Annotated in this window: 18 protein-coding genes, 1 tRNA gene and 2 pseudogenes; 7 read left to right on the top strand and 14 right to left on the bottom strand. The window is 52.1% G+C overall.

Annotation, left to right across the window (positions count from 1 at the left end; all coding sequences use genetic code 11):
• Positions 1 to 38 precede the first annotated feature (38 nt).
• On the bottom strand, positions 39 to 251 hold the full coding sequence (locus tag NDI45_RS04100) for a DUF2555 domain-containing protein (RefSeq protein ID WP_190789990.1): 213 nt from the start codon (positions 249 to 251) through the stop codon (positions 39 to 41).
• Between the two features lie 111 nt (positions 252 to 362).
• Positions 363 to 1,016, bottom strand: a complete 654-nt coding sequence (locus NDI45_RS04095; RefSeq protein WP_348246499.1) for a hypothetical protein — start codon at positions 1,014 to 1,016, stop codon at positions 363 to 365.
• Between the two features lie 298 nt (positions 1,017 to 1,314).
• Here NDI45_RS04095 and purH point away from each other — a divergent pair, with 298 nt between their 5' ends.
• Together purH and NDI45_RS04085 are read left to right on the top strand one after the other, a co-directional pair.
• The gene (gene purH / locus NDI45_RS04090) at positions 1,315 to 2,871 is read left to right on the top strand and encodes a bifunctional phosphoribosylaminoimidazolecarboxamide formyltransferase/IMP cyclohydrolase (RefSeq protein WP_190789992.1); all 1,557 of its coding nucleotides are present in this window, start codon (positions 1,315 to 1,317) and stop codon (positions 2,869 to 2,871) included.
• Between the two features lie 11 nt (positions 2,872 to 2,882).
• Positions 2,883 to 3,767, top strand: coding sequence for a 2OG-Fe(II) oxygenase (locus tag NDI45_RS04085; RefSeq protein ID WP_348246497.1), 885 nt, complete (start codon positions 2,883 to 2,885; stop codon positions 3,765 to 3,767).
• Positions 3,768 to 3,799: 32 nt separating this feature from the next.
• On the opposite strand, the gene NDI45_RS04080 is transcribed toward NDI45_RS04085, so the two are convergent.
• The 6 genes from NDI45_RS04080 to NDI45_RS04055 all read right to left on the bottom strand — a co-directional run bounded on the left by NDI45_RS04080 (position 3,800) and on the right by NDI45_RS04055 (position 9,320).
• A complete protein-coding gene (locus NDI45_RS04080; RefSeq protein WP_348246495.1) occupies positions 3,800 to 4,447 on the bottom strand; it encodes a phosphoribosylanthranilate isomerase in 648 nt (215 codons plus the stop codon).
• Between the two features lie 26 nt (positions 4,448 to 4,473).
• Positions 4,474 to 6,396 (bottom strand): S9 family peptidase, encoded by a 1,923-nt coding sequence (locus NDI45_RS04075; RefSeq protein ID WP_348246493.1) that lies wholly within the window; start codon positions 6,394 to 6,396, stop codon positions 4,474 to 4,476.
• 205 nt (positions 6,397 to 6,601) lie between these two features.
• Positions 6,602 to 7,678, bottom strand: coding sequence for a serine/threonine-protein kinase (locus NDI45_RS04070; RefSeq protein ID WP_348246491.1), 1,077 nt, complete (start codon positions 7,676 to 7,678; stop codon positions 6,602 to 6,604).
• Positions 7,679 to 7,803: 125 nt separating this feature from the next.
• Positions 7,804 to 8,412, bottom strand: a complete 609-nt coding sequence (locus tag NDI45_RS04065; protein WP_190791774.1) for a nucleoside triphosphate pyrophosphatase — start codon at positions 8,410 to 8,412, stop codon at positions 7,804 to 7,806.
• 32 nt (positions 8,413 to 8,444) lie between these two features.
• A complete protein-coding gene (gene psbP / locus NDI45_RS04060) occupies positions 8,445 to 8,990 on the bottom strand; it encodes a photosystem II reaction center PsbP (protein WP_190791773.1) in 546 nt (181 codons plus the stop codon).
• A gap of 48 nt (positions 8,991 to 9,038) precedes the next feature.
• Positions 9,039 to 9,320, bottom strand: coding sequence for a hypothetical protein (locus tag NDI45_RS04055; RefSeq protein ID WP_190791772.1), 282 nt, complete (start codon positions 9,318 to 9,320; stop codon positions 9,039 to 9,041).
• A gap of 455 nt (positions 9,321 to 9,775) precedes the next feature.
• Here NDI45_RS04055 and NDI45_RS04050 point away from each other — a divergent pair.
• Together NDI45_RS04050 and ureA are read left to right on the top strand one after the other, a co-directional pair.
• A tRNA-Gln gene (locus tag NDI45_RS04050) sits at positions 9,776 to 9,847 on the top strand.
• Positions 9,848 to 9,862: 15 nt separating this feature from the next.
• Complete coding sequence (gene ureA / locus NDI45_RS04045; RefSeq protein WP_190791771.1) at positions 9,863 to 10,165, top strand: urease subunit gamma; 303 nt, start codon at positions 9,863 to 9,865, stop codon at positions 10,163 to 10,165.
• 93 nt (positions 10,166 to 10,258) lie between these two features.
• On the opposite strand, the gene NDI45_RS04040 is transcribed toward ureA, so the two are convergent.
• Entirely contained in the window at positions 10,259 to 11,575 is a 1,317-nt protein-coding gene (locus tag NDI45_RS04040) for a D-alanyl-D-alanine carboxypeptidase (RefSeq protein ID WP_190791770.1), read from the bottom strand.
• 581 nt (positions 11,576 to 12,156) lie between these two features.
• On the opposite strand from NDI45_RS04040, the gene NDI45_RS04035 reads away from it, so the two are divergent.
• Complete coding sequence (locus NDI45_RS04035; protein ID WP_190791769.1) at positions 12,157 to 15,684, top strand: DNA polymerase III subunit alpha; 3,528 nt, start codon at positions 12,157 to 12,159, stop codon at positions 15,682 to 15,684.
• Between the two features lie 8 nt (positions 15,685 to 15,692).
• Here the strand turns inward: NDI45_RS04035 and NDI45_RS04030 are convergent, their stop codons facing one another.
• Entirely contained in the window at positions 15,693 to 16,685 is a 993-nt protein-coding gene (locus tag NDI45_RS04030) for a Rieske 2Fe-2S domain-containing protein (protein ID WP_190791768.1), read from the bottom strand.
• On the opposite strand from NDI45_RS04030, the pseudogene NDI45_RS04025 reads away from it, so the two are divergent.
• Positions 16,684 to 17,355: pseudogene (locus NDI45_RS04025) on the top strand (TetR/AcrR family transcriptional regulator); the annotation flags it as partial. The gene NDI45_RS04030 and the pseudogene NDI45_RS04025 sit on opposite strands and share 2 nt — an antisense overlap.
• A gap of 63 nt (positions 17,356 to 17,418) precedes the next feature.
• Positions 17,419 to 17,511: pseudogene (locus NDI45_RS04020) on the top strand (TetR/AcrR family transcriptional regulator); the annotation flags it as partial.
• Between the two features lie 12 nt (positions 17,512 to 17,523).
• Here the strand turns inward: NDI45_RS04020 and NDI45_RS04015 are convergent.
• The 4 genes from NDI45_RS04015 to NDI45_RS04000 form a co-directional block, all read right to left on the bottom strand.
• Entirely contained in the window at positions 17,524 to 18,666 is a 1,143-nt protein-coding gene (locus tag NDI45_RS04015) for an ABC transporter permease (RefSeq protein ID WP_348246487.1), read from the bottom strand.
• A gap of 182 nt (positions 18,667 to 18,848) precedes the next feature.
• Positions 18,849 to 19,964 carry an ABC transporter permease gene (locus NDI45_RS04010; RefSeq protein WP_348246485.1) on the bottom strand — a complete coding sequence of 372 codons (1,116 nt, stop codon included), beginning with the start codon at positions 19,962 to 19,964 and terminating at the stop codon, positions 18,849 to 18,851.
• Between the two features lie 20 nt (positions 19,965 to 19,984).
• Complete coding sequence (locus tag NDI45_RS04005; RefSeq protein WP_190791764.1) at positions 19,985 to 22,027, bottom strand: ATP-binding cassette domain-containing protein; 2,043 nt, start codon at positions 22,025 to 22,027, stop codon at positions 19,985 to 19,987.
• Between the two features lie 5 nt (positions 22,028 to 22,032).
• Complete coding sequence (locus NDI45_RS04000; RefSeq protein ID WP_348246482.1) at positions 22,033 to 23,280, bottom strand: HlyD family efflux transporter periplasmic adaptor subunit; 1,248 nt, start codon at positions 23,278 to 23,280, stop codon at positions 22,033 to 22,035.
• Between the last annotated feature and the right edge of the window lie 363 nt (positions 23,281 to 23,643).

Raw genomic sequence — 23,643 nt, 5'->3', positions numbered from 1 at the left:
TGCAAAACCAGGGGGCGGTTCGGGGATGATGCCTTTTTCTAAGCTTCGTCGTATGCTTCCAGATCCAGCAAATACAAGTAGGGTTCGATCATTTCGGGACGCTGAAAGGCGATCGCTCTCAGCAAATGCCAGTCTTGCAGCCCTTCAAAGGGACTGGTGTATTCGTCCTGCTCCAGCCGGGTTGCCAGCGCAGCCAATTCCGTATCCGTAATCTTCTCGATTTCCTGACGCGAAAAGTGTAATGCTTTCATCTGACCCCTCCGAATTTCCGCATCTGTGCGGGTTGAAGTTGACGTGCGTATCCGCAAAGCCACAGACGCGACTTACCCCTATCCTACTCGCAGACCCCTCCTCCATCGGGGCTATTCAAGCTTATCTTCTATAAAACTTTGCATCCGGCTTAAGACAGACATGGAAATTTCGTGTCCCATCGTGAGTTCTTCATACACAACCGGAAGTCCCAGCTCTGTCAGCCGATCGCGCGCCTGATGCGCTGCCCGCAAAGGAACCACCTGATCCGATCGTCCGTGCATTATCACCACCTGCGGCAGTTTAGCGGCATTAATCGGTTGGGGAAGGTCGATCGGCGCATGGAGATAGCCGCTCAGAATCATGATCGCTGCTAAAGGCAATTGCAGCCCAATATCTAGCGTCATTGCGCCACCTTGAGAAAAACCTGCCAGCACCGTCCGGGAAAGGGGAACCCCGGTTTGAAATTCGAGCGATCGGAGCCAATCAGTCAGCTGCTGACGGCTGGTTTGTAGCTCCGCATTGTTGGCAAAATCAGAGCTGCTAGCAAAGGAGTAGTTCGCCGGAAAGTTATACCAGACTCGCCCCACACCGCCATACGGAAAGGGAAACGGCGCATCGGGAAAGGCAAACTGGTAGTTTGGCAAATTCAAATAAGCGGCAACGGCTGCTACATCCTGACCACTTGCGCCCCATCCGTGCAGCCCGACGAGTAATCCTTTTGCAGGTTCTCGTTTTGCCGGAACCAAAATTGCTTGCAGCGTCATCCTGTTTATGCGGTAAAGGTTTATCTTATGCGGTGAAAGTTTATCAAAAAAAGCGTGGATGGGGGATGGGAAAAAGGGGAGATGAGGGATTAGGTGGCATCGGCGCGCTTCGCAAACGCAAGTCTCAGCAAGAAGCCGTAACGAAATACAACCAGCCCCCTAACCCAAATCACTGCCCTAACCCATAAACCCTTCAACTCCAACCCCCACTCATCCACCCCGCCACCCCTCAATTCATCTACCCTTCCCTCCACCTCCGTACTATTCTGAATAAGGCGATCGATAAAGAGTAGAAGTCATGGCACGGTTTGCATTGCTGAGCGTTTCGGACAAATCAGGGTTGGTGGATCTGGCTCGATCGCTTGTCGAAGAATTTGAATTCAGCATTATCAGCAGTGGTGGCACGGCGCAAACGCTGAAGGATGCGGGAATTCCCGTGACGAAAGTTTCAGACTACACAGGGTCGCCAGAGATTTTGGGCGGACGGGTAAAAACGCTGCATCCCCGCATTCACGGAGGCATTTTGGCGCGACGCGATGTGCCTCAGGATGTCACCGATCTGGCAGCAAATGGGATTAATCCGATCGATCTCATCGTCGTCAACCTGTATCCGTTTCAGCAGACGATCGCGAAACCGGGCGTAACCTTATCGGAGGCGATCGAGCAAATTGACATTGGCGGTCCGGCGATGGTGCGAGCCTCAGCGAAAAACTTTGCCCATGTGACGATTCTCTGCAATCCCAATCAGTACGGCGATTATCTAGAGGAACTGCGGCAGAACGGCACTCCGTCGATCGCGTTTCGGCAGAGCTGTGCGCTGCAGGCGTTTGAGCATACCTCAGCATACGATCGGGCGATCGCAGATTACTTGAGTCAGCAGAGCCAGCAAGAAGAAGCTCCGTCTGCCAGTTTGCCTAACCTATTCAGCCTCAACGGACAGAAAGTGCAGGAATTGCGCTACGGCGAGAATCCGCATCAGCCTGCGGCGTGGTATCAGACTGGGGGAAGTGCGAGCGGCTGGGCAGCGGCGGAGAAGTTACAGGGCAAGGAGCTGAGCTATAACAATCTGGTCGATCTGGAAGCAGCGCGGCGGATTGTGGCAGAGTTTCCCGATTCGGAAGCGGCGGCAGTAATTATCAAACACACCAATCCCTGTGGCGTGGCGTTAGGCGGTTCGCTGGTAGAGGCTTACACAAAAGCATTTAACGCCGATTCGACTTCTGCATTTGGCGGCATTGTGGCTCTAAATCGATCGATCGACGGAGCCACCGCAAACGAACTTAAGAAGACTTTCCTCGAATGTATTGTGGCTCCAGGCTGTGATGCAGAAGCGGCAGAGATTTTGGCAACCAAGTCAAATCTGCGGGTGTTGGTGCTGCCGGATTTGAGCCGGGGTGAAAAGGAACTGGTGCGTCAGATTGCAGGTGGATTTCTGGTACAAACGGCAGACGATCAAATTGCCAATCCTGCCGACTGGAAAATTGTTACCGATCGCCAGCCCACCGAGTCGCAGCTTGCCGAGCTATTGTTTGCCTGGAAGGTTTGTAAGCACGTTAAATCAAACGCCATTGTGATCACCCACGATCGCACTACGCTTGGAGTCGGCGCAGGACAAATGAATCGCGTTGGGTCGGTGAAAATTGCGCTGGAGCAGGCAGCAGACAAAACCAAAGGCGCAGTGCTGGCTAGCGATGGCTTCTTCCCGTTTGATGACTCGGTGCGAACGGCAGCGGCAGCAGGCATTGAGGCGATCGTTCAACCAGGGGGCAGTATGCGCGATGCAGATTCGATCGCAGCAGCAAATGAATTGGGCATTGTTATGGTGTTGACGGGAATGAGACACTTCTTGCACTAAGGTTACGCGCTATGCCAGAATTTCAGGATTTGCCGGAAATCGTCAAAGTCACGCTGCTTCTGTCAGGAGGGCAGCAGTACCAGGTCGCCATTCAGTCTGAGAATCCTTTGCTGGAGCAATTGTTTGAAGTGCTGGCAGATTGGGAAGGCAAGCGGGTGCGGCGGCTGTTTCAGGTCCCGCTCAATCAGGGACAGGCAGTGTTGGCGTTTCCGTGCGATCGACTGGTGGGCATGGTGACCGAGCCGCCGATCGTGATGCAAACCCAGAGCGTGACCCCTGTTCCGGCTGGCATTCCGCGCTTTTCAGATGGCGTTTTACCGTCCGAGTCCGTTCAGATTGATGACTTCCTTTCGCCAGAAGAACATCAGATGCTGCTCAATTACGTTCTGGAGCGCGAAGCAGAATTTGTAAGCACCACGACTTCAACCGGAGATGAAAGTTATCGCCAGTCGGTTGTGCTGTACGATTTCCCTGAAGTTCACAGTTTCATCACCGATCGCATTCGCTCGATCGTTCCTGATGTCGTTAAAGCATTAGGTCTACCATCATTCACCGCTCAGGATATCGAAGCGCAAATTACCGGACACAATGACGGCAATTATTACCGCATCCACAACGATAACGGCAGTCCTGACACTGCTACCCGCGAACTCACCTATGTCTACTATTTCTATCGTCAACCCAAGGCTTTTTCCGGCGGAGAGCTATTAATTTACGATAGCCGCATCGAAGATAATTTCTTTGTCCAGGCTGACACCTTCCAGACAATCGATCCCAGGAATAACAGCATCGTTCTGTTCCTCAGCCGCTATATGCACGAAGTGTTGCCTGTGCGCTGTCCTTCGCGATCGTTTGCGGATAGTCGATTCACGGTAAACGGCTGGATTCGTCGGTAGAATTTGCTGAACCACATCCATAGACCCGCATCCTAAATCGGTCGCAGTTCCGCAAACAATCGCGCTACTTTTTGCAGATCCTTTTGACCGGGAGAATGCTCAAGACCGCTCGATAAATCGATTCCGTCTGGACGGGTGAGCCGCAGTGCATCGCGCACGTTATCGGGGGTGAGTCCGCCTGCAAGGAGCCAATTGCACATCGGACGGAAGGTTTGCAGGGTTGACCAATCGATCGTTTGACCTGTGCCGCCCAGCATTCCCGGATGGTAAGTGTCCAACAGGAGCGTTTCGACACAGGTTTGATAGGCTTCTGCCTGTTCCAGGTCTGCTTCTGTGCGAATTCGCAGTGCCTTGATTAGCTCGATTATCCCAAATTTGTTTTTGCAGGCATCGCGCAACCGATGACAAAATTCGGGCGATTCGCTGCTGTGAAGCTGTACCACATTAAGCCGCCCGATCGCCACCACTTGCAGAATTTCTTCGATCGACGCATTGGCAAAGACCCCAACGCGATCGACTGTGCAGCCTTCAGGCAAATCATCGACCACAGCGCGAATCTGTTCCGGCGTGACGTAGCGCGGCGACTGCTGCACACAGATAAACCCGATCGCTGTTGCGCCCATTTGGGCAATCGATTTTCCCTGTTCCGGGTCAGTGATTCCGCAGATTTTGATGCGCATGATTTCTAGAATTTCTAGAGTCTTGATTATAAATTCTCGATTGCCACAGGTTCGATCGTCTCTGCCAAGTCAAAGCCAAACACCCGCGAATAGAAATAGAGTTCCCCATCGAGGGCACGCCGGATATTTTCAGCTTTGCGGAAGCCGTGCTGCTCGCCCTCAAACAGGACATAGGCCACGGGTAGCCCTTTCGCCTTCAGCGCATCCACCATCATTTCTGCCTGGTTGGGCGGCACGATTTTGTCTTCATCGCCCTGGAAGAAGATGACGGGACAGGAGAGGCGATCGACGGCGTAAATGGGCGATCGTTCGTGGTAAGTCGCAACTTCTTCCGGGTATCTGCCGATCAAACCGTCCAGATAGCGCGACTCAAATTTATGCGTATCTTTTGCCAACGCTTCCAGGTCGCTCACGCCATAGTGACTTGCCCCTGCCCGGAAGGTGTGATGAAAGGTGAGAGCCGCCAGCGTGGTATAGCCCCCAGCACTGCCGCCGTCAATGCAAAGCCGATCGCCATCCACCAAGCCCTGATCCACCAGATACTTCGCGCCGTTGATGCAGTCCTCCACATCGACAATGCCCCATCTGCCCTTCAGCCGTTCCCGATACTCGCGTCCGTATCCAGTGCTGCCGCCATAGTTTACATCGAGAATGGCAATGCCACGACTCGTCCAATATTGAATGCCGGGGCTAAAGCTAGCAGAAGTTGCTGCCGTGGGACCACCGTGGATCTTGACCAGCAGCGGCGGTCGTTCTCCGTTGGGAGCCTGAAAGTCTTTGTTTTGCGGCGGATAAAAGAAAGCAAACGCTGTCTTTCCTTCTGCCGTGGGAAACTCGATCGCCTGAGGCACAGAAATATAGCCCGGATCAATCTCCAAAGAACTCGATCGCCGCAGTTCTACCGTTTCCCCTGTTGCCAGATCTAATCGAACGATCGCGCTGGGAGCCGCTGCACTGCCGCCCACAAACGCCACAAACCCATCCCCTACCTGCAAACCACCCAGACTGGAATAGGGAATTGGAATTTCTGTGAGTTCAAGCGAGGCGGTATCGATCTGTGCCAAATGCTGAATGCCCGATTCTACATAAGTACAAACGAGGCGATCGCTGGAGTCAAAACCATAGTTCGTCATGCGAAACACCCACAGGGGCTGCCCAAACTCCGCCGCCTTCGGACAAATGGGCTGAACTTCTCCCCCCCGCCAGCAATACAGATTCCACCAGTTGGATCGATCGCTGACAAAATACAGCGTCCCGTCCGGCGACCATTCTGGCTGAAAAATTGATTCCGTTTCTCCCCCCGCGATAAGCTGCGCCTCGCCCAATGACCCATCCTGGCGAACCTCTGCCACCCAAAGCTGCGTCCCATCCCACGGCATATTCGGGTGATTCCAGCTGAGCCATGCCAGCCGATCGCCTTTTGGACTGAGACGCGGAGCCGCATAAAAATCTGACCCTGAAACGAGAACGGTCTGCGGATTGGAAGACGCTAAGCTGATGGCGGCGATCGTATTTATCGGCTCATGTCCACCCCCCGTATGGTCTTCGCGCACACAGATCAGGCAATTTCGGACGCGATCGATCACCGCATCGGCATAGCGCAAATCGGCTTCGGGCGTGATTGGTTCTGCCGCCTGACCCGGTGACTGACGATAAAGCCGCTGATCGACAAAATTCGAGAAATAAACAGTGCTATCCGCCACAATATACGCCCCGCCGCCATACTCATGCACCCGCGTCCGCGCATTCAAGGGCATGGGGAGGAGATCGATCGCCTCTCCAGAGGGCTTTCTTTGAACGATCGCATTGCGTCCGCTTTCGGTTGGTCGTCCCTCGCTCCAGTAAATGTCCTGTCCATCCAGGCGAATTTCACCCAGGCGCAAACTTCCCGCCACAATCAACTCTGATGTAATCGGGGATTTCCAAGAACCGTAGGGGGCAACTGGCATAGCTCTGCTTTCGATCGCTCAACGCTCTTCATTGTACGGCGCAGAACTGTACGGCGCAGAACTGTATGGGGCAGAATTGCACGGTGTGGAATGTGGCGATGCGGCGCAGTTCTCTGACAGAGGAATTCGTCTATGGTGTGTACACGAGTTAATCCTGCCGGTGTTCCGGGTTTTGCAGCCCCTTCAATCCTGCGCCAATCCCCTCTTAGTAAATCACCATCTCCGATCGTTTTCGCTGCCGTTCGGCTGCCAGTCTACGTTTGCGCCAGCGTCGGATCGCAATTGCGGTTCGCACGATCGGGGAAAGATAGCTGCCATGCAATAAGTCTTCATCCTCGATCGTTCCCAAGGGATGGTTACTCATGCAGGACGCCAAACTGTCAAGATACGGTTCTAGCTCGATCGCTCGCAGCACGTCCTCTGCCGACTGATAGCGATCGCGAGGCGACACCTTCAGCATTTTGTCCAGCACTTTGGCAAAATAGCCGCTCACCTGCACAGCATCCTGCCACTTCACTTCCCCAGTTTCGATGTCATAGTCAAACTCCATCGGCGGCTTTCCAGTCAGCAGGTAAAGGCAGGTAACACCGATCGCAAAAATGTCGCTGGCGTAGGTTGACCGCAGAGAGAGCTGCTCCGGCGGAGCAAAGCCCAGCGTTCCGACAAAGTGGGTTGTTGCCCCTTTATGAGTCATTTCATCGACCTTGATGAACTGTTCTTTCACAGCTCCAAAGTCGATCAGCACCAGCCTGCCGTCATCCTGACAGCGAATAATATTGGGTGGCTTAATGTCGCGATGAATCACCTGCTGCTGATGGATGTAGCTCAGCACGGGCAATAGCTCCCGCAGAAAAGTTTTAACTTCTGCTTCTGAAAAAACGCCCCGCAGTTTAACTTCTTTTGCCAGGGTGCGACCGCGCACATATTCCTGCACGAGATAAAACTCGCCATTCAGCTCAAAGTAGTCGAGCAAGCAGGGGATCTGGGCATGACTTCCGAGCTGGCTGAGCGTTTTTGCTTCCCGTTCAAACCGCTGGCAGGCGCGCTGCAACACGATCGGGTTGGCAACCTTGGGGCAGAGCTGCTTAATCACGCAAAGGGGATGATGGGGCAGCAAAACATCCCTTGCCAGAAAAGTCACCCCAAAGCCACCCCGACCCAGTGCCCGCACAATCTGATATCGATCGCGAAATCGCGTTTCAGAACCACAGAGCTGATTGAGTTGACTTGGCTGAGGCGAGCCAGAACGCAGATCATTGATAGGGGGAGTTGAAGCATCCATGCACTTGTGCGGCTGTCACTCGGCTTATCCGTATTGTCCCGTCTTCCTAGGGACTATAGCATCCGTAGCCCTATTGACTTCATAAAGACAACATGAACCCTGAGGCGAGTTTTTATTTTTTAGTGCTAGCTCAACCAAAAGTTCACGACCTCGTACTGTAAATCTACCAGCATCTGGCGCAGCAGGGGAAGACTCAGCCCAATCACGTTGCTGTGGCAGCCTTCGAGTCGCTCTACAAACAGTCCCCCCCGCCCTTCCAGCGCAAAGCAGCCTGCACACTGAAGCGGTTCACCCGTCGCCACATAAGCCTCAATTTCTCGATCGCTCACGTTTGCAAAATGCACCTGCGTCACCTGAGCCCGCACCAGTGTTTTTTGTTGCGGCTGATCGATCAGGCAGTGCCCGGTATAAAGCTGCCCGACTCGCCCGCGCATCTTCTGCCAGCGTTCGATCGCTTCTGCCGCATCTTTCGGCTTGCCGTAGATTTCGCCCTCTAGTGCCAACACCGAGTCACAGCCCAGAATCAGTGAATCCGACAATAGCGGCGCAACGGTTTCGGCTTTGCCCTGGGCTAATTGTTGAACGAGGCGATCGGGTTTTGATTCTTGAATTTTTGACTCGTCATAGTCGCTCGGCTGCACAAACACCGGAATTCCAGCCGTTTGCAGCAACCGTTTACGAGCCGGAGACGCAGACGCTAAAACAAAGCGAGGAATCAAGGGATTAACCGCCATGAAACCACCCTCACTCCACTAAATTAAATTGATTAATAGACCGAGAAGGATTTGGCAACGACCCGAAACAGGTCTTCCACTTTGCCCCAGCGTCGCTCGGTGGTAGAAACATTAAAGGTATAAAGCTGTCCCCGCCGCACCGACACGCTGGCAATACTGTGACGAAGCTGATTCGGGAGCGTTACAGCATATTCCAGCAGATAGTAAGTCTTTTCATCGTCCTGCCGCGCTTCGGCGGATACTAGCTCTGCCTGCCGTCCTGATCCTTCTGGGGCGATCGCACTTTTTGAGAGCCGATAACCCACTTCCGTCGGAGTGCCCAGGTCTTCTAGCGTTTTGTTGTCGCTGACGGGGCTAATAATCACGCTGGCGTTTTCTGTTTCCTCGATCAAGTCATGCAGCACTACATCAGGACCGTTGTTCACCTTTACCTCAACCCAGCCGTTGGGATAGAGGAACTGGTATCCCTGATACGTGTTCACATAGCTTTTCAAACCGGTTCCGGTAGCCGCCGGAGTGCAACTCTGTAGACTCAGGCTCAACACAACGACCAGCACTGCTGCAATCCGCTTCAGCATTCATTTTCCTCAAAACCTATCCAGTAGGATCTTACAGCGATCGGGCGGCTACTGCTGATCGTTCCAGTCTGGGCAGGTATCGTCCTGTTGCCAGCCATAGGGATGAAAGCCACACACCAGCAGACTGCGACTGTCGCGATTATAGCCGTAGGCAATGCCATGGTAGTGGACACAGCCCGCACAGGCTCTTGGACGCGAAGAGCTAACGTCCCGAAAGCCAAGCTGCGATCGAAGGATGTGCTGTTTGCTCTGCTGTCGATGCCAGTGAGCGTAGTCTGCCCGCCGAAACGAATAATTGGCGCGACTAAAGGGGCTTTGAACAGTATCCATAGGGGTGAAGAGGGAGGGGGATAATTTTAATCTACCCGCACGAGAGAAAAATCGATCGATGAAAATATCGCTGGAACCTGAGTCGAAGGGTCAAGATGAGGTTGAGATATAAGTTGAGATTCTGGGAAGCTACGGTCAAAAAGCTAACGTAAAGCAAAAGGGAAATACGCCGCTGCGCTCAAGTTTCAGAATCTCTTTATGCGGTTCTCACTGAGTTCCATCTATCCTTAACAAAGGTTATGTGAAGAGAGGCGATCGCTCGATCGCACACAAACCCCGTAAGCAGAGTATAAAATCACCATTGCCTAGAATGGGGTCAGTTTGCTTCTGCCGGAGGGCTGATTCTATATATCATCCCGAATACGGTAGGAGTTCTGCCCTTGCCTCAGGAAAATTTTTCCAACCGCTTGACACTTTGCCGACCTGTGTTGGTAATATGATGAAGGCGCAGACGATGGGGTGTCGCCAAGTGGTAAGGCAGCGGGTTTTGGTCCCGCCATTCCTAGGTTCGAATCCTAGCACCCCAGTTCAGAGTTAATTTTATGCAACTAACTCCTCAAGAGAAGGACAAGCTTCTTATTTTTACGGCTGCTCTGGTTGCCGAAAGACGCAAGGATCGCGGCATCAAGCTTAACTATCCAGAAGCGATCGCCTATCTTTCAGCAGCAATTCTGGAGGGAGCCAGAGAAGGACGCACCGTTGCCGACTTGATGACCTATGGCACAACGCTGCTGACACGAGCGGACGTGATGGAAGGCATCCCCGAAATGATTCACGAAGTTCAGGTCGAAGCCACCTTTCCCGACGGTACAAAGCTTGTGACCGTTCACGATCCGATTCGCTGACCCGGTCTCTTCAATGTTTCCAGCTCACAGTCTCCAGTTCACCGTTTCCAGCTCACAATATTTCCATCCCACACGGGCTTAGAGCGGGTGCGACTATAGTATCTCGTTGCGCTCCGCAGCCCCCAGACGAGAAGCAGACGGACGCGGTCGATCGCTAGGCTGAATTGCTGGCGGGAGCGGGTTGGGTGCGCCCCAGGCTTGCTGAAGTCTCTGGAGGAGCTGATCTTGCTGTTGGTGGAAGGTTTCGAGGTCGCCTGCGCCCAGGTTGATGATTGTGAACCAGACTAAGCCCCGATCGCGGGTAGGAATCGCGCCTGCCAGCGAGCTGACGGCATTCAGCGTTCCCGTTTTGACGGCTGAGCCATTGGGCAGTTCTCGCCATTTGAGCGTGCCCGAATCGCGCCCTTGAATCGGATAAATATCAGCAACGGAGAGCTGGCGCGGCTGAAGATATCGCTGCGTTGCGATCAGAATTGCCGTTACGGCTCTGGGGGACAGCCGATTTTGCTCTCCCAAGCCTGAACCGTTGATGATTTGAATCTCTTCCGGGGGAATCTGCGTTGCCTGCAATACTTTTTGCGTCACGCCTGCCGCCCCGCCCAGCATTTGCGCCATCATCTCAGACATGATGTTATTGCTGTAGATATTCATCGCCTTGAGAATGTCGATCATCGGCAGCGATCGGTGGCGAATCAGGGGCGTGAGCGAGCGGGCTTTAAGCTGCTCTAGGGAGTTGACCTGCATGGTGCCGTTGATCTGAATCTGCGGGCGGGCAGTTCCGGGAGGAAGTTTGCTGTGCTGCGCTGCGGCTTCGGCTGACCAGAGATTTGCATCAATTCCCTGCTTTAGCAGCGATCCGGCTTGTGCGGGGTCAGTCTCAAAGTTCATCGCAAAATTGCCAGATACGACCAAGTTGCCTGTCACCTGCCGGATGCCTTTCTGGCTGAGCGAATTGCCCAGGACGATCGCCTCTTCCCACACAAAAAACGGATCGCCGCCCCCCTGCACAATCAGATCGCCCTTCAAAACGCCATCCTCGATCGGGCCTGACGCGCTGATTAGCGTTTCAAACCGATGATCGATCCCCCAGGCTTGGAGGGCTGCAAGCGTGGTTGCCGTTTTGGTGAGAGATGCAGCCGACAGCGGCGCAATCCCCTGATTTTCTGCCAGAATCTCGTTGCCCGCCTGAACCCAGACACCCTGGCCCTCGATCGGTAAATTGAGCCGCGCCATGGTTGCCAGATGGAGCCGCACCGCGAGTTCTGCCTGGGGGTCGGGCTTGCGAACGGCAGCCGATCGCACCCAAACAGTATCGAGCCAGGGGGAAAGATTGGTCGATCGCAAAAGCTGAAGTTTTGGCTCTTGTTGACTAAAGAAAAGGGAAAGGAGTCCTTGAAACAGGTCTAGCACCGTCGAACCATCTCCGAAACTGCGTGCATACCATCCCTGATAATAGACGCTGTTTTATTCCTTAGGGGTGATTTATTTAACGCTCCGATACGGAACTTTATCTCGCATTCTTGAGCTTTGTCGTTGAATGGGGTAAGCCTTGCTTTACTTCCAGCCAGTCTTCAAGCATCGGGTTCAAGTGAGTTACTGTGGTTTGATTTGTGGTTTGATTTACTGGGGTTTACTGCACGGATTGCCCGCCCCGAAATCTCCCGCGAATCCCCCTCAAGTAGAGGACTTGAAACCATTGGCATTCCCGAACACCAAAAATTCCTGCGCTGATCTGAACCTGATCCTAAAAAATTTGGTACGTTGGTACTAAGTAGATAGTGTTTCTGCCGATCGTCCACCCTTGCTTGAGCCCATCTTTACTTTGAGCCCACCCTTGTTTGAGCGGGAGCGAGTTTTGCATCGAGTTTTATCGACATATCCTACTTATAGCGTTTGCCGCGGTGAAAAGTCGTAGAAAATCCTATATATAGTTTGCACGTTGCAGGAATTCGGTTAACCTTATCTCAGCCCTGTGTGTGGTATGAGAGCTTATGTCTTTCGTTGGTCTTCACATTCATAGCGACTATAGCCTGCTGGATGGCGCGAGTCAGTTGCCCGAACTCGTCGATCGCGTGCTGGAACTGGAAATGCCTGCCGTTGCCATTACCGATCACGGCGTGATGTATGGGGCGATCGAGCTGCTAAAGGTTTGCAAGGCAAAGGGCGTAAAGCCGATTATCGGCAATGAAATGTATGTGATCAACGGCGACATCACAAAGCAAGAACGCCGACCGAAATATCATCAGGTCGTCCTGGCGAAGAATAAGCAGGGCTACAAGAATCTGGTGAAGCTGACGACGATTTCGCACCTGAAGGGCTACCAGGGGAAAGGCATTTTTGCGCGTCCCTGCATTAACAAAGATTTGCTGGTGCAGTATCGCGAAGGGCTGATGGTAACGAGTGCCTGCCTGGGTGGAGAAGTACCGCAGGCAATCTTGCAGGGCAGACCCGAGATTGCACGCGAGCGGGCGGGCTGGTACAAGGAAGTTTTCGGCGACGATTATTATCTGGAGCTTCAGGATCACGGATCGCAGGAAGACCGGATCGTAAACGTGGAGCTGGTGAAAATTGCGCGCGAGCTGGATATCAAGCTGATCTGCACCAACGACTCGCACTACATCTCCTGTTTCGATGTGGAGGCACACGACGCGCTGCTGTGCATTCAAACCGGAAAGCTTATCACTGAAGAAAAGCGGCTGCGCTATAGCGGCACAGAGTATCTAAAATCGGCGGACGAAATGCGGCGGCTATTCCGCGATCACCTGATCACAGAGATCATTGAAGAAGCGATCGTCAATACGCTGGAAGTCGCAGAGAAAGTCGAAGACTACAACATTTTGGGAGAACCAAGAATCCCTGAATACCCAGTTCCCCCTGGCTACACAACCGCCGCCTATTTCGAGGAAATGACCCGAAAAGGATTGGTCGATCGCTTTGGTTGCCAATCCTACGCAGAAATTGAGCCGGAGTATCAGGAGCGGCTGGAATACGAACTGCAAATGATGCACCAGATGGGCTTTGATGCCTACTTTCTGGTGGTGTGGGACTATATTAAATTCGCTCGCGATAATGGCATTCCCGTGGGTCCAGGCCGGGGGTCAGCGGCGGGGTCGCTGGTGGCATACGCGCTGGGTATTACCAACATTGATCCGGTGCATCACGGGCTGCTGTTTGAGCGATTCCTCAACCCCGAACGGAAATCGATGCCGGATATTGATACCGACTTCTGTATCGATCGCCGGGGCGAGGTCATCCAGTACGTCACCGAGAAATACGGGACAGAGCGAGTCGCGCAGATTATTACCTATAACCGCATGGCTTCCAAGGCGGTGCTGAAGGACGTGGCGCGGGTGCTGAATGTGCCCTACGGCGAATCCGATCGCATGACGAAGATGATTCCTGTCTTTCGCGGCAAGCCGACCAAGCTGAAGGTCATGATTTCTGAGGGAACGCCTGCTCCAGAATTCAAGGAGAAATACGACAAAGATATGGTCGTTCCAGCCACTGAGCCGCCTGTGACTTATCGCCGCTGGATTGATATGGCGATGCGGATCGAAGGGACGAACAAAGCAACCGGAGTTCATGCGGCTGGTGTTGTGATTTCTGCTGAACCGCTGGATGAGATCGTGCCCCTGGAAATGAGCAAGGAAGGCGGCGCAGTGACGCAGTATCCGATGGAGGATATCGAATCGCTCGGACTGCTGAAAATGGATTTTCTGGGGCTGAAAAACCTGACGATGATCCAGAAAACGGTGGATCTGGTGAAGGCAAATCATCAGGTTGAGCTGGATCTCGATCGCCTTCCGTTAGACGATCCCAAATCCTATCAACTACTTGCAAGAGGCGAACTCGAAGGCATCTTTCAGCTTGAATCTTCGGGAATGCGTCAAATCGTGCGCGACCTCAAACCTTCGGGCTTAGAAGATATTTCTTCGGTGCTTGCGCTTTATCGTCCGGGACCATTGGATGCAGGACTGATTCCAAAATTCATTAATCGCAAACACGGTATTGAAAAGATTGAATACGAACATGAATTGCTGAAAGGCATTCTCAATGAAACCTACGGAATTATGGTCTATCAAGAGCAGATCATGAAGATCGCTCAGGATATGGGCGGATATTCCTTAGGACAAGCGGATTTGCTTCGAAGAGCAATGGGAAAGAAGAAAAAGGAGGAAATGGAAAAGCACCAAAGCATTTTTGTGGAAGGGGCAAAAAAGAATCAAGTCCAACCTAAAGTTGCAGCAGGTTTGTTTGAGCAAATGGTTAAGTTTGCCGAATACTGCTTCAACAAATCCCACTCGACAGCGTATGGATACGTCACGTTTCAAACTGCCTATCTAAAAGCAAATTATCCTGTCGAATACATGGCGGCACTGCTGACCGCAAACAGCGGCGATCAGGACAAAGTGCAGAAATATATTGCCACCTGCTACAGCATGGGAATTACGGTTGAGCCGCCGGACATTAATCGATCGGGCTTTGACTTCACACCTTTAAGCGACACCATTCTGTTCGGATTATCCGCCGTGCGAAATGCCGGAGAAGGGGCGATCGAGCATGTTTTGGTGGCACGAACAGAAGGCGGCAAATTCACATCACTGGCAGATTTGTGCGATCGAATTGATCCGCGCACCGTCAACCGCAGAGCCTTAGAAGCTTTGATTCAGTGCGGCGCAATGGACTCGATCGATCTCAATCGCAAACAGCTGGTAAACGATTTGGAATATGTGCTGGACTGGGCGCAGTCGCGGGCAAAAGATCGGGCAGTGGGTCAGGGCAATTTGTTTGATTTGTTCGGCAGCACGGGTGAGAGTAATACCACCACTACCAACTTTGAAAGTGCGCCCAAGGCTCCCTCCACCGAGGACTATCCGCCGCAGGAAAAGCTAAGGCTAGAAAAGGAATTGCTCGGCTTCTACATCTCCGATCATCCGCTGAAATCCGTGCATCAAGCCGCCAAAGTGCTCGCACCCATCAACCTCTCTGACCTGGGAGACAAGCCGGATAGCGTCACCCTGAGCGCGATCGTCATGATCAGCAACCTCAAGCCCGTGATGACCAAGAAAGGCGATCGCATGGCAGTGCTGCAAATCGAAGACCTGACCGGACAGGCAGAAGCCGTCGTCTTCCCGAAAGCGTATGAGCGAATTGCCCATCTTTTGGAAGTCGATGCCCGTCTGATGGTGTGGGGCAAGGTCGATCGGCGAGACGATCGCAATCAGCTTGTGATTGAAGATGCGGAGGCGATCGAGGCAGTGCGAATGGTGATGGTGGAGTTAGAGGCAAGGCTGGCAGGCGATGTCGTCAAACAGCACGAACTGCGAACCATTCTGCTCGATCAGCGCGGCACAGACGACCAGGGTAAGATTCCTGTAATCGCGGTCGTCACCGGACAGGAGCGGCGTGAGCTGGTGCGGTTAGGGGCACAGTTTCGCATTCCCAACCCGGAAGCCGCAGTGAATGCCCTGATGCAGGCAGGATTTCGAGCAAGAGCTTCTTCGCTCACGGGTAAATAGACGAGTGATTATTTGGAAAGATTTGGTTCGACCACAGTGGGAAAACTCTCAAAGTTGCGTCGTACCCAATCCATTCCCACTTCGTTGTTGAGTTTAATCTTCTGCAGCGTGCCGGGATAAAGCTTGCCCAAAATGTCAGCATCCTGATCAATAACGACCTTACCGAATTTGAGATAGGTACTGCCAAACAGCTTAAAGGCAGGATGTTTCGCTTGACCAAACAGCAGAATGTAGGTGCGAGTGCGATTCTCGGCTTCTGGGACAAAGAAATGGCACTGTACTGCTTTGCCCAACGGCATTTCGCCATGAAAGATGATGAGAGAAGGAAAGTGATTTTCCAGGTGTGCCTTAATTACGGTGGGAAGCAGAAACAAATCAGGTTTTCTCAGTTTTTCGGTTAGCTTGTAGGGCGCGGTGGGCAAGTCATAAAACGCATGGGAATGATGCCCGTTATCCATAAACTGATGAAACTCTACGTCTGTAATGCGAAACAAGTCTCGATGCGTGCCGTTTTGATGGTTGTAATCATGCATATTCAGCAGCATCGTTAATAAATCAGTTTCAACACTTCGATCGCCCGTATGCCCAATAAAGTAATATTTCTCGGCAATTTCATTCAACACGGTCGGAATCGGAACCTTGGGTTCGTATCCACCGTATGACCAGATGAAATCGCCTTGAATAATGAGTTCTAAGGGCTTCAATTGCGGCAATGTTTTCTTACCAGAACCCGGTAGAACAGTGCAGCCCGCCGGATCAAAGGGCAAGGCATGAAAAGGACACACCACCACACTGGTGCCGTCCTTTTGCATTTCGCACCATCCTTCTGACAGCATTGCTCCCATGTGCGGACAGGCATTGGGTAAGGCATGAATTTTCCCCACACCATCCTTCCACATCACATAATCAACGCCATACAAAGCAATCTTTTGGGGTTGGTTTACCTTTAGCATCGATTGATGTGCCAATAGCCAAGGCGCACCAGGAAGCATCGAGCGCATGGTGTTCTCCGTTAAAGCTAAAATTGTGAAAAATCCGTCGTGTTTCCAAAATATGACAGAACTTTCACATTCGTCAAGCCCTCATTCGCCCATCAATTTGCGTCGCCAGCCTAAACAGCAGCGCAGTAAGGCACGGGTTGAGAAAATTCTGGATGCGGCGGCGGCAGTGTTTGATGAGGTTGGCTATGAAGCTGCAACTACTCACATGATCGCTGCCAGAGCAGGAACGGCGATCGGTTCGCTCTATCAGTTTTTTCCAGACAAAGCTGCCATCTTCAAGGCGATGGAGTTACGCCATGCAGAGCGAGTAAACGCATTTTGGCAACAGGCAGAGATTCCTTCGATCGTTCAGCTACCACTGCGCCAAATGATTCACACACTGGTATCAGCAACCGCAGAACTGTTTACCCATCCAGTATCGCGTGTGGTGTTTGTACAGTTTTATCTAGCCCGTCAGATTTTTCAATCGATCGATGAAAGTATGACGCAGGACGCGATCGGCTTTATGGCGAATATTCTGAAGCATCGAAACCCTGCCTTGCCTGAAGCGCAGTACAGTCTCCTTGCAGAGGTGTGTGTGCATAGCACCAATGCCCTGATTCTCGCGGCACTTCGCAGTCCTGATCCGGCACATCGTCAACGACTGATGCAGCAAATTGAGGACGTGATGGTGTCGTATTTGGAACCGTATGTGGGCGATCGTCAGTCAGGTGATGTAATGAAAGTAATGATATGCCCTCACTGCCAATCCAAACAGCTCTCAAAGAACGGGTATCGACGGGGCAAACAGTGCTATCTCTGTAAGGACTGTAGAAAGCAGTTTGTAATTTAGTTTTGATCAGCTCAACTGATTGCGAAACTGTCGGATGCTGAAGCCAAGCAGGACGATCGCAAAAACAGCCAGCGCGACAATATTGATCCAGAGTTCACCCACGCCAACGCCTTTTAATAAAAATCCTCTGGCGATCGCCACATAATGTCTGAGAGGATTGAGCAGGGAAAGGTAGCGGAAAAAGGCAGGCATACTTTCGATCGGCGCAATTGCCCCCGAAGTTTGAATGAGCGGCAAGTTAATAAAAAACGAAGTGAGAACGACCTGCCGCTGATTTTTAGAAATGGTCGCAAGCAAAATTCCGACCCCAATTCCCACACATAAATACAGCGCAGAAATCAGGAAAAACAGCAGTAAATTACCGCGAAAAGGCAGATTAAACACAACCTTACCCACCGTCAGCGCAAGACACACATCCCCCAGCAGCAAAATAAACAGCGGCACAATTTTTGCTAGTAAAATTTCCCAGGCTTCTGCGGGAGTCATCAAAAGTTGTTCTAGGGTTCCAGTATCCTTTTCACGCACCACGGTTGAAGAAGACACCAACGAGCCGGTGAGCGTGAGCACCAGTCCCAACACGCCCGGCACAAAAAACCAGCTACTAATTAAGCCCGGATTATACAGAAAAACAACTTCAGGCTCGACCAAGGGAGACACAGGATTGGAATTCAATCGACGGCTAAATTGATTGATAATTTGCGAGAGATAACCGCTTGCGATTCCGGCAGTATTAGCGTCAACGCCGTCGATTAGAACCTGGACTTCTGCGGTTTCATTTTCTTTTAACTTGCGATCGAAATCTGGTGGAATAACCAAGCCTGCGGTAATTTTGCCAAGCTGTACCTGTTTCCCTAATTCCGCTTCGCTATACAAATAATTTTCGGTTACAAAAATGCGGTTTTCGGTCATTGCCGTCACCAGTTCGCGACTCGTGCTACTGTTGGCATAATCAACCACGCCCATCTTGATAAAATGCACGTCTGGGCTGAGTGCAAATCCATAGATTAAAAGCTGAATGGTGGGTGGAAAGATCAGCAAAAAGATAAGCTGTTTGTTGCGGAGAATTTGATTAATTTCTTTGCGAGCCAGTGCCCAAACGCGGCTATTCAGCAGGCGATTGATCAGTGGATAATCAATTACTTTTTTCATCGCTGAATCACCCTTAACTACACCTTTGTTTGCCTGATTGATGAAGTTGTTTAATCCGTCTTAAGAGTTCTACATTGCCCCTATTCTCTTCAAGCCTGGGAAACTTTGAGCATCTTAAAGAAAACTCGGTTTCCCTTAAAATTAGGGGTTCGGGTCGTGGTGATCACGTTTCAAACCTCCTCTTAGTCCGGTAACTGCATTCGGCTCAAACTTTGCCGTGCCCGATTAAATAACAATAATCCCAAAAGAATCAGCATTAACACTGCCCACCACACGCCAGTCCAGCCGGTTCCGCGCACAAAGGCATCCCGAATAATGGGAATGTAGTATCGGGCAGGAACAATATTAGAAATAAGCGACAGCGGAAAGGGAATATTATTGAGCGGATAAATGAAACCAGAGAGCAGAAAAGCGGTGAGAAAGCCGATCGTTGCGACTGCCTGCACTGCTGCATTTTGACTTGCCGCTCTTGTGCCGATCATGATGCCAAACAGCACCGCAACCAGAATAAACAGCGGCGTTCCAATCAAAAATGGAGTCGGGTCGCCTGTGAAGCGCAAGCCAAATAGAATCACACTTGTGCCGATAATTAACAGTCCTTCCAATAAACCAATCACTAGATAGGCAAATGCCTTGCCGAGAATCAATTCGATCGCACTTAAACTGGAAGCATAAACCTGTAAAATTGTGCCCTGTTCTTTTTCCCGCACCATTGCCAGCGATGATAGCAGCGATGGATAAATCCATAAAATCACCGCACAGGTTCCCGGCACAATGTAGAGCGATTCTTTGCGTCCCGGATTGAACCAAATACGAATTCGAGGAACAATTAATGGCTGATTTTGCTGCAGTCCAGAAACTCTGACAAAGTACCGCGTGGTAGACTCAATGCTGCCGCGAATTACCCGCGCATTATTGACATCACTTCCATCTATCAAAACTTGAACCGTAACAGATTCGCCGTTCTTAAGATTGCGCGAGAAATCGGGTGGAATAATAATTCCAGCTGTCGCTTTGCCCCGATCGATCATCTCAACCACCGACTGATTTAAGGGACGTTCAACTAAATTCAGCTGATTTGTCGCATAGAGTCTTTCGATATAACTGCGGCTTAGCAGTGTATTATCTAAATCCTGTACGGTGAGCGGAATATTCTTTGCTTCCAATCGAATTGCATAGCCAAAAATAAACAGTGTTAATAAAGGCAGCAAAAACGCCAGTGCAACAGTTAATCGATCGCGGCGGAACTGAGCTAATTCTTTGATGCACTGAGACCAAATTCGCTGCGGCTTAATCATTGCGCTGTCCTCTGAATTGGCTATGCTTCTGCTCGCTGCACAATACCGATAAACGCATCTTCGAGCGTGAAAGAAATTGGGCGAATTGATTGAACTTCAATGCGGGTTCCGTCTGGCTTCTGATAGGCAAATAGCCAGGTTTTAATTTGCGGCATCTCGCGATCGGGATTGTCTAAAACCAGGTGAAGTCGATCGCCAAAAATCGAGACGCGCCAGGGTTCCATCTGGGTTTTTAGCAAATCTGAAGCTGCCTGATTTTGGTTAGTTACCAGCTCGATTAATCGTCCGGGCTGCGCTGCTTTGATCTGGGTCGGCGATCCTTCTGCAACGACCTCGCCCGCCACCAGAAATCCCATGTAATTACAGTGTTCCGCTTCTTCGAGATAGTGCGTTGTCACCAAAACGGCTGTGCCGCGACGGGCAAAATCCTCAATTAACCGCCAGAACTGCCGCCGCGCCAGAGGGTCAACTCCCGAAGTTGGCTCATCTAGAAACAGGATTTCCGGCTCATGCATGACGGATGCACCAAAGGCAACGCGCTGCTTCCAGCCTCCGGGCAAGCCTCCGGTGATTAAGTCCTCCTGTCCTTCTAAACCGCAGATGTGCAGCACCCAGTCAATTTTTTCGCGTCGCTGCGATCGAGGAACGCCATACACCCCGCAATAGAATTCGAGATTTTGGACGATCGAGAGGTCGTCGTACAGCGTGAACTTCTGGCTCATGTAGCCAATCCGTCGCCGCAAATCGGGGTCGCGCAAATTACTGGTTTGTCCTGCCAGGGAAATTTCGCCGCCGCTGGCAGAGAGTAAGCCGCAGAGCATTTTGATCGTGGTGGTTTTTCCGGCTCCGTTTGCGCCCAACAAGCCGTAGATTTCGCCATAGCGAACTTGCAGCGTCACATCTTTAACCGCCTGAAAGTTGCCGAAGGTTTTGTAGAGATGATGGGTTTCGATCGCCGCAGTTCCTTTCGCAGCTCTGGATCCTTCGCGATCCGATCCGAAGGAGTTCCCGCTTGGGAGTAATCGCGGAAAGGGCACAAACGGCGACTCAGCCCCCTGATGGCGCAACTGGGTCACGAAGACATTTTCCAGCGTCACGTCAACGGGTTCGATTTCCGATATTTTCAGCCGCTCCTGTTGGGCAATTTGCTGAATCGTTTTCGTTCCCTCTTCCGGCGAATGCACCAGCACATCCAGCCGATCGCCAAAGGTCTGCACGTCTACTAAAGCCGAATCGCGGGTTTCACCCAACGGGGAAGGGCTTCGCATCGCTGCTAACAGTGCCCGTTCTACGGCAGCAAGCTGAGGAGTTCGCAGTTCCAGTCGAGATAAACCCAGATTTTGCCTGAGCTGGCGCAATGTTCCGGTCTGCTGAATCTTGCCTTCATACATCAGGGAAATTCGGTTGCAGCGTTCTGCTTCGTCCAGGTAGGGAGTTGCGACTACGATCGTCATGCCCTGACTTGCCAACGTCGCCAGCACATCCCAAAATTCCCGTCGCGAAACCGGGTCAACGCCTGTCGTGGGTTCATCCAGCAGCAAAATTTCCGGCTCCGACACCAGCGCACAGCAAAGGGCAAGCTTCTGCTTCATGCCGCCCGATAGCTGACCCGCCAACCGATCGCCAAACCGATCGAGATCCATCAGCTTGAGATAGCGATCGCGCCGCTCCTGAAAACGATCGGACGGAATCTGGCGCAGTCCGGCACTGTAGCGTATGTTTTCGTCCAGGCTCAAGTCCAGATACAGCGAAAACTGCTGCGTCAAATAGCCAATGCCCAACCGCGCATCGCGAGGCGATCGTCCCAACACCTGAATCTCGCCTGCGCTTGCCTCCATCACGCCCGCCAGAATTTGAAACGTCGTCGTCTTTCCGGCTCCGTCAGGACCAATCAAGCCAAAAATCTCGCCGCGCTGCACCTCAAAATCAATGCTCTGAACGGCGATCGTCTGATTGTTCTTTTTGCCATAGTGTTTTTGCAGTCCTGCCACTCGAATCACGGGTTCTGTTGCAGCAGGAACCGGACGGGCAGAAGCAAAGGAAGCAGGCTGAGTCTGAGTCATATTGGCTAACGATTAGGTTCGATTGTTGCGTCCGCAGGCATTCCCGGCTTGGCAAATCCGCCCGGTTCCTCGATCGCCAGCTTCACACCAAACACCTGCTGCACCCGGTCTTCTCGAAAGTAGATATTCTCCGGGGTAAACGAGGCTTCCGAATCAATCTCGACCACGCTGGCAACCAGTGGGCGGTCTGGGTCAGAGTCAAGGTACACGTTCGCACGCTGCCCAACTCGGACTAAGCCAATCTGTCCTGCTGGAATAAAGCCGCGCAGATACACCGTGTTTAAATCGAGCACAGTCAGCAGCGTTTTGCCTGCCGTCACGACCGTTCCCGGTTCTACGGTGCGATCGGTAATCACGCCGTTAATCGGGCTATTGATCGTTAGATCGTTGAGCTGCGCCACAATCCGCTGACGTTCTGCTTCGGCATTGCGGACTTCTGCCTGGGCGGCGGCGAGCTGTGCCCGTGCCTGCGCTACCTGAGCATTGAGGCGATCGAGCTGCACGGTGTTAATTTCGGGGTTAAGCGTGGTGGTTTGCGTCTGAGTCAGTCCGCCCTGAGCCGCCGTAATCTGACGCTGGGCTGCATTCACCGCTGCTTGCCGACTAGTGAGGGTTGCCTGTGCGGTGCGAAATGCGGCATTCGCTTCGTCAAATCGCTGCTGAGTGACTGCCCCTTCCTGGACGAGCTGAGCAAATCGATCGCGATCCTGGCGGGCTAGCTCAAGCTGTGCCTGGGCCTCTGTTACCTGTGCCCGTGCCTGTTCGAGCTGTGCCTGGGCGGCGGCGACCTGCGCCTCTGCCTGAGAAACACGCCCCTGCGTATCGCCCTCTGCTTGCTGAAGCCGCAACTGTGCCTCCTCGATCTGAGTTTGCAGCACATTGAGCTGGAGCTGAGCATTTTGTACCTGATTTTTGGCAGATTGAATCCGGGCTTCGGTTCCGGCGAGCTGTGCCCGCAGTTCATCATCGTCCAGCCGCGCTAAAAGCTGTCCTTTTTGCACCTGTGCCCCTTCCCGCACGGTGACTTCTTCGACTCGCCCCGGCACCTGAGTGCCCACATCTGTTTCGTAGCCTTCAATCCGTCCACTGAGCTGTAGTTCGTCTGTAGCGGGGCGCGACAGAAAATACCAGGCAGTTAATCCTCCCCCGGCAGCCAACAGGGCGATCGGCAACAGAAACCTTTTGCGGCGCGATCGGGGCTGAACCACGGGCGGAACGGCAGTCTTTTCAGAACTGGGAAGTGTTTGTGCCATACGGGGAACCGCCAGAGTCGAATGATTTGAGAGAAATCTTTGAGGGGGACTTGAGACAGATTTCAGAGAAATACGGGGAAGGAAAGAGATAGAAGGAGATACAGAGAGAAATAAGTTTTGAAAAGGGAGCCGGGGAAGGAACTTTGATCACACTAGACTGTCTAGTATGATTACAAGCAAAATCCTAGCGCGATCGCCCAAACCGGACAAGCATCCCTGAAAATTGTTTACATAGCAGGGATTAAACGACCCTGATCTAGGAGCATGAAGCAAATTCTTGGGTCTGACCTCTTGGACAGGATAGAGCTTTAACCTCCTTGAACCCCTCTTTGAAACCCACCCCTTGAAGCCAGAGACAAGCAA

Source organism: Leptolyngbya sp. GB1-A1, from assembly GCF_039962475.1.
GTDB lineage: Bacteria > Cyanobacteriota > Cyanobacteriia > Elainellales > Elainellaceae > Leptolyngbya_A.
This window is presented reverse-complemented; position numbering and strand designations above follow the sequence as displayed.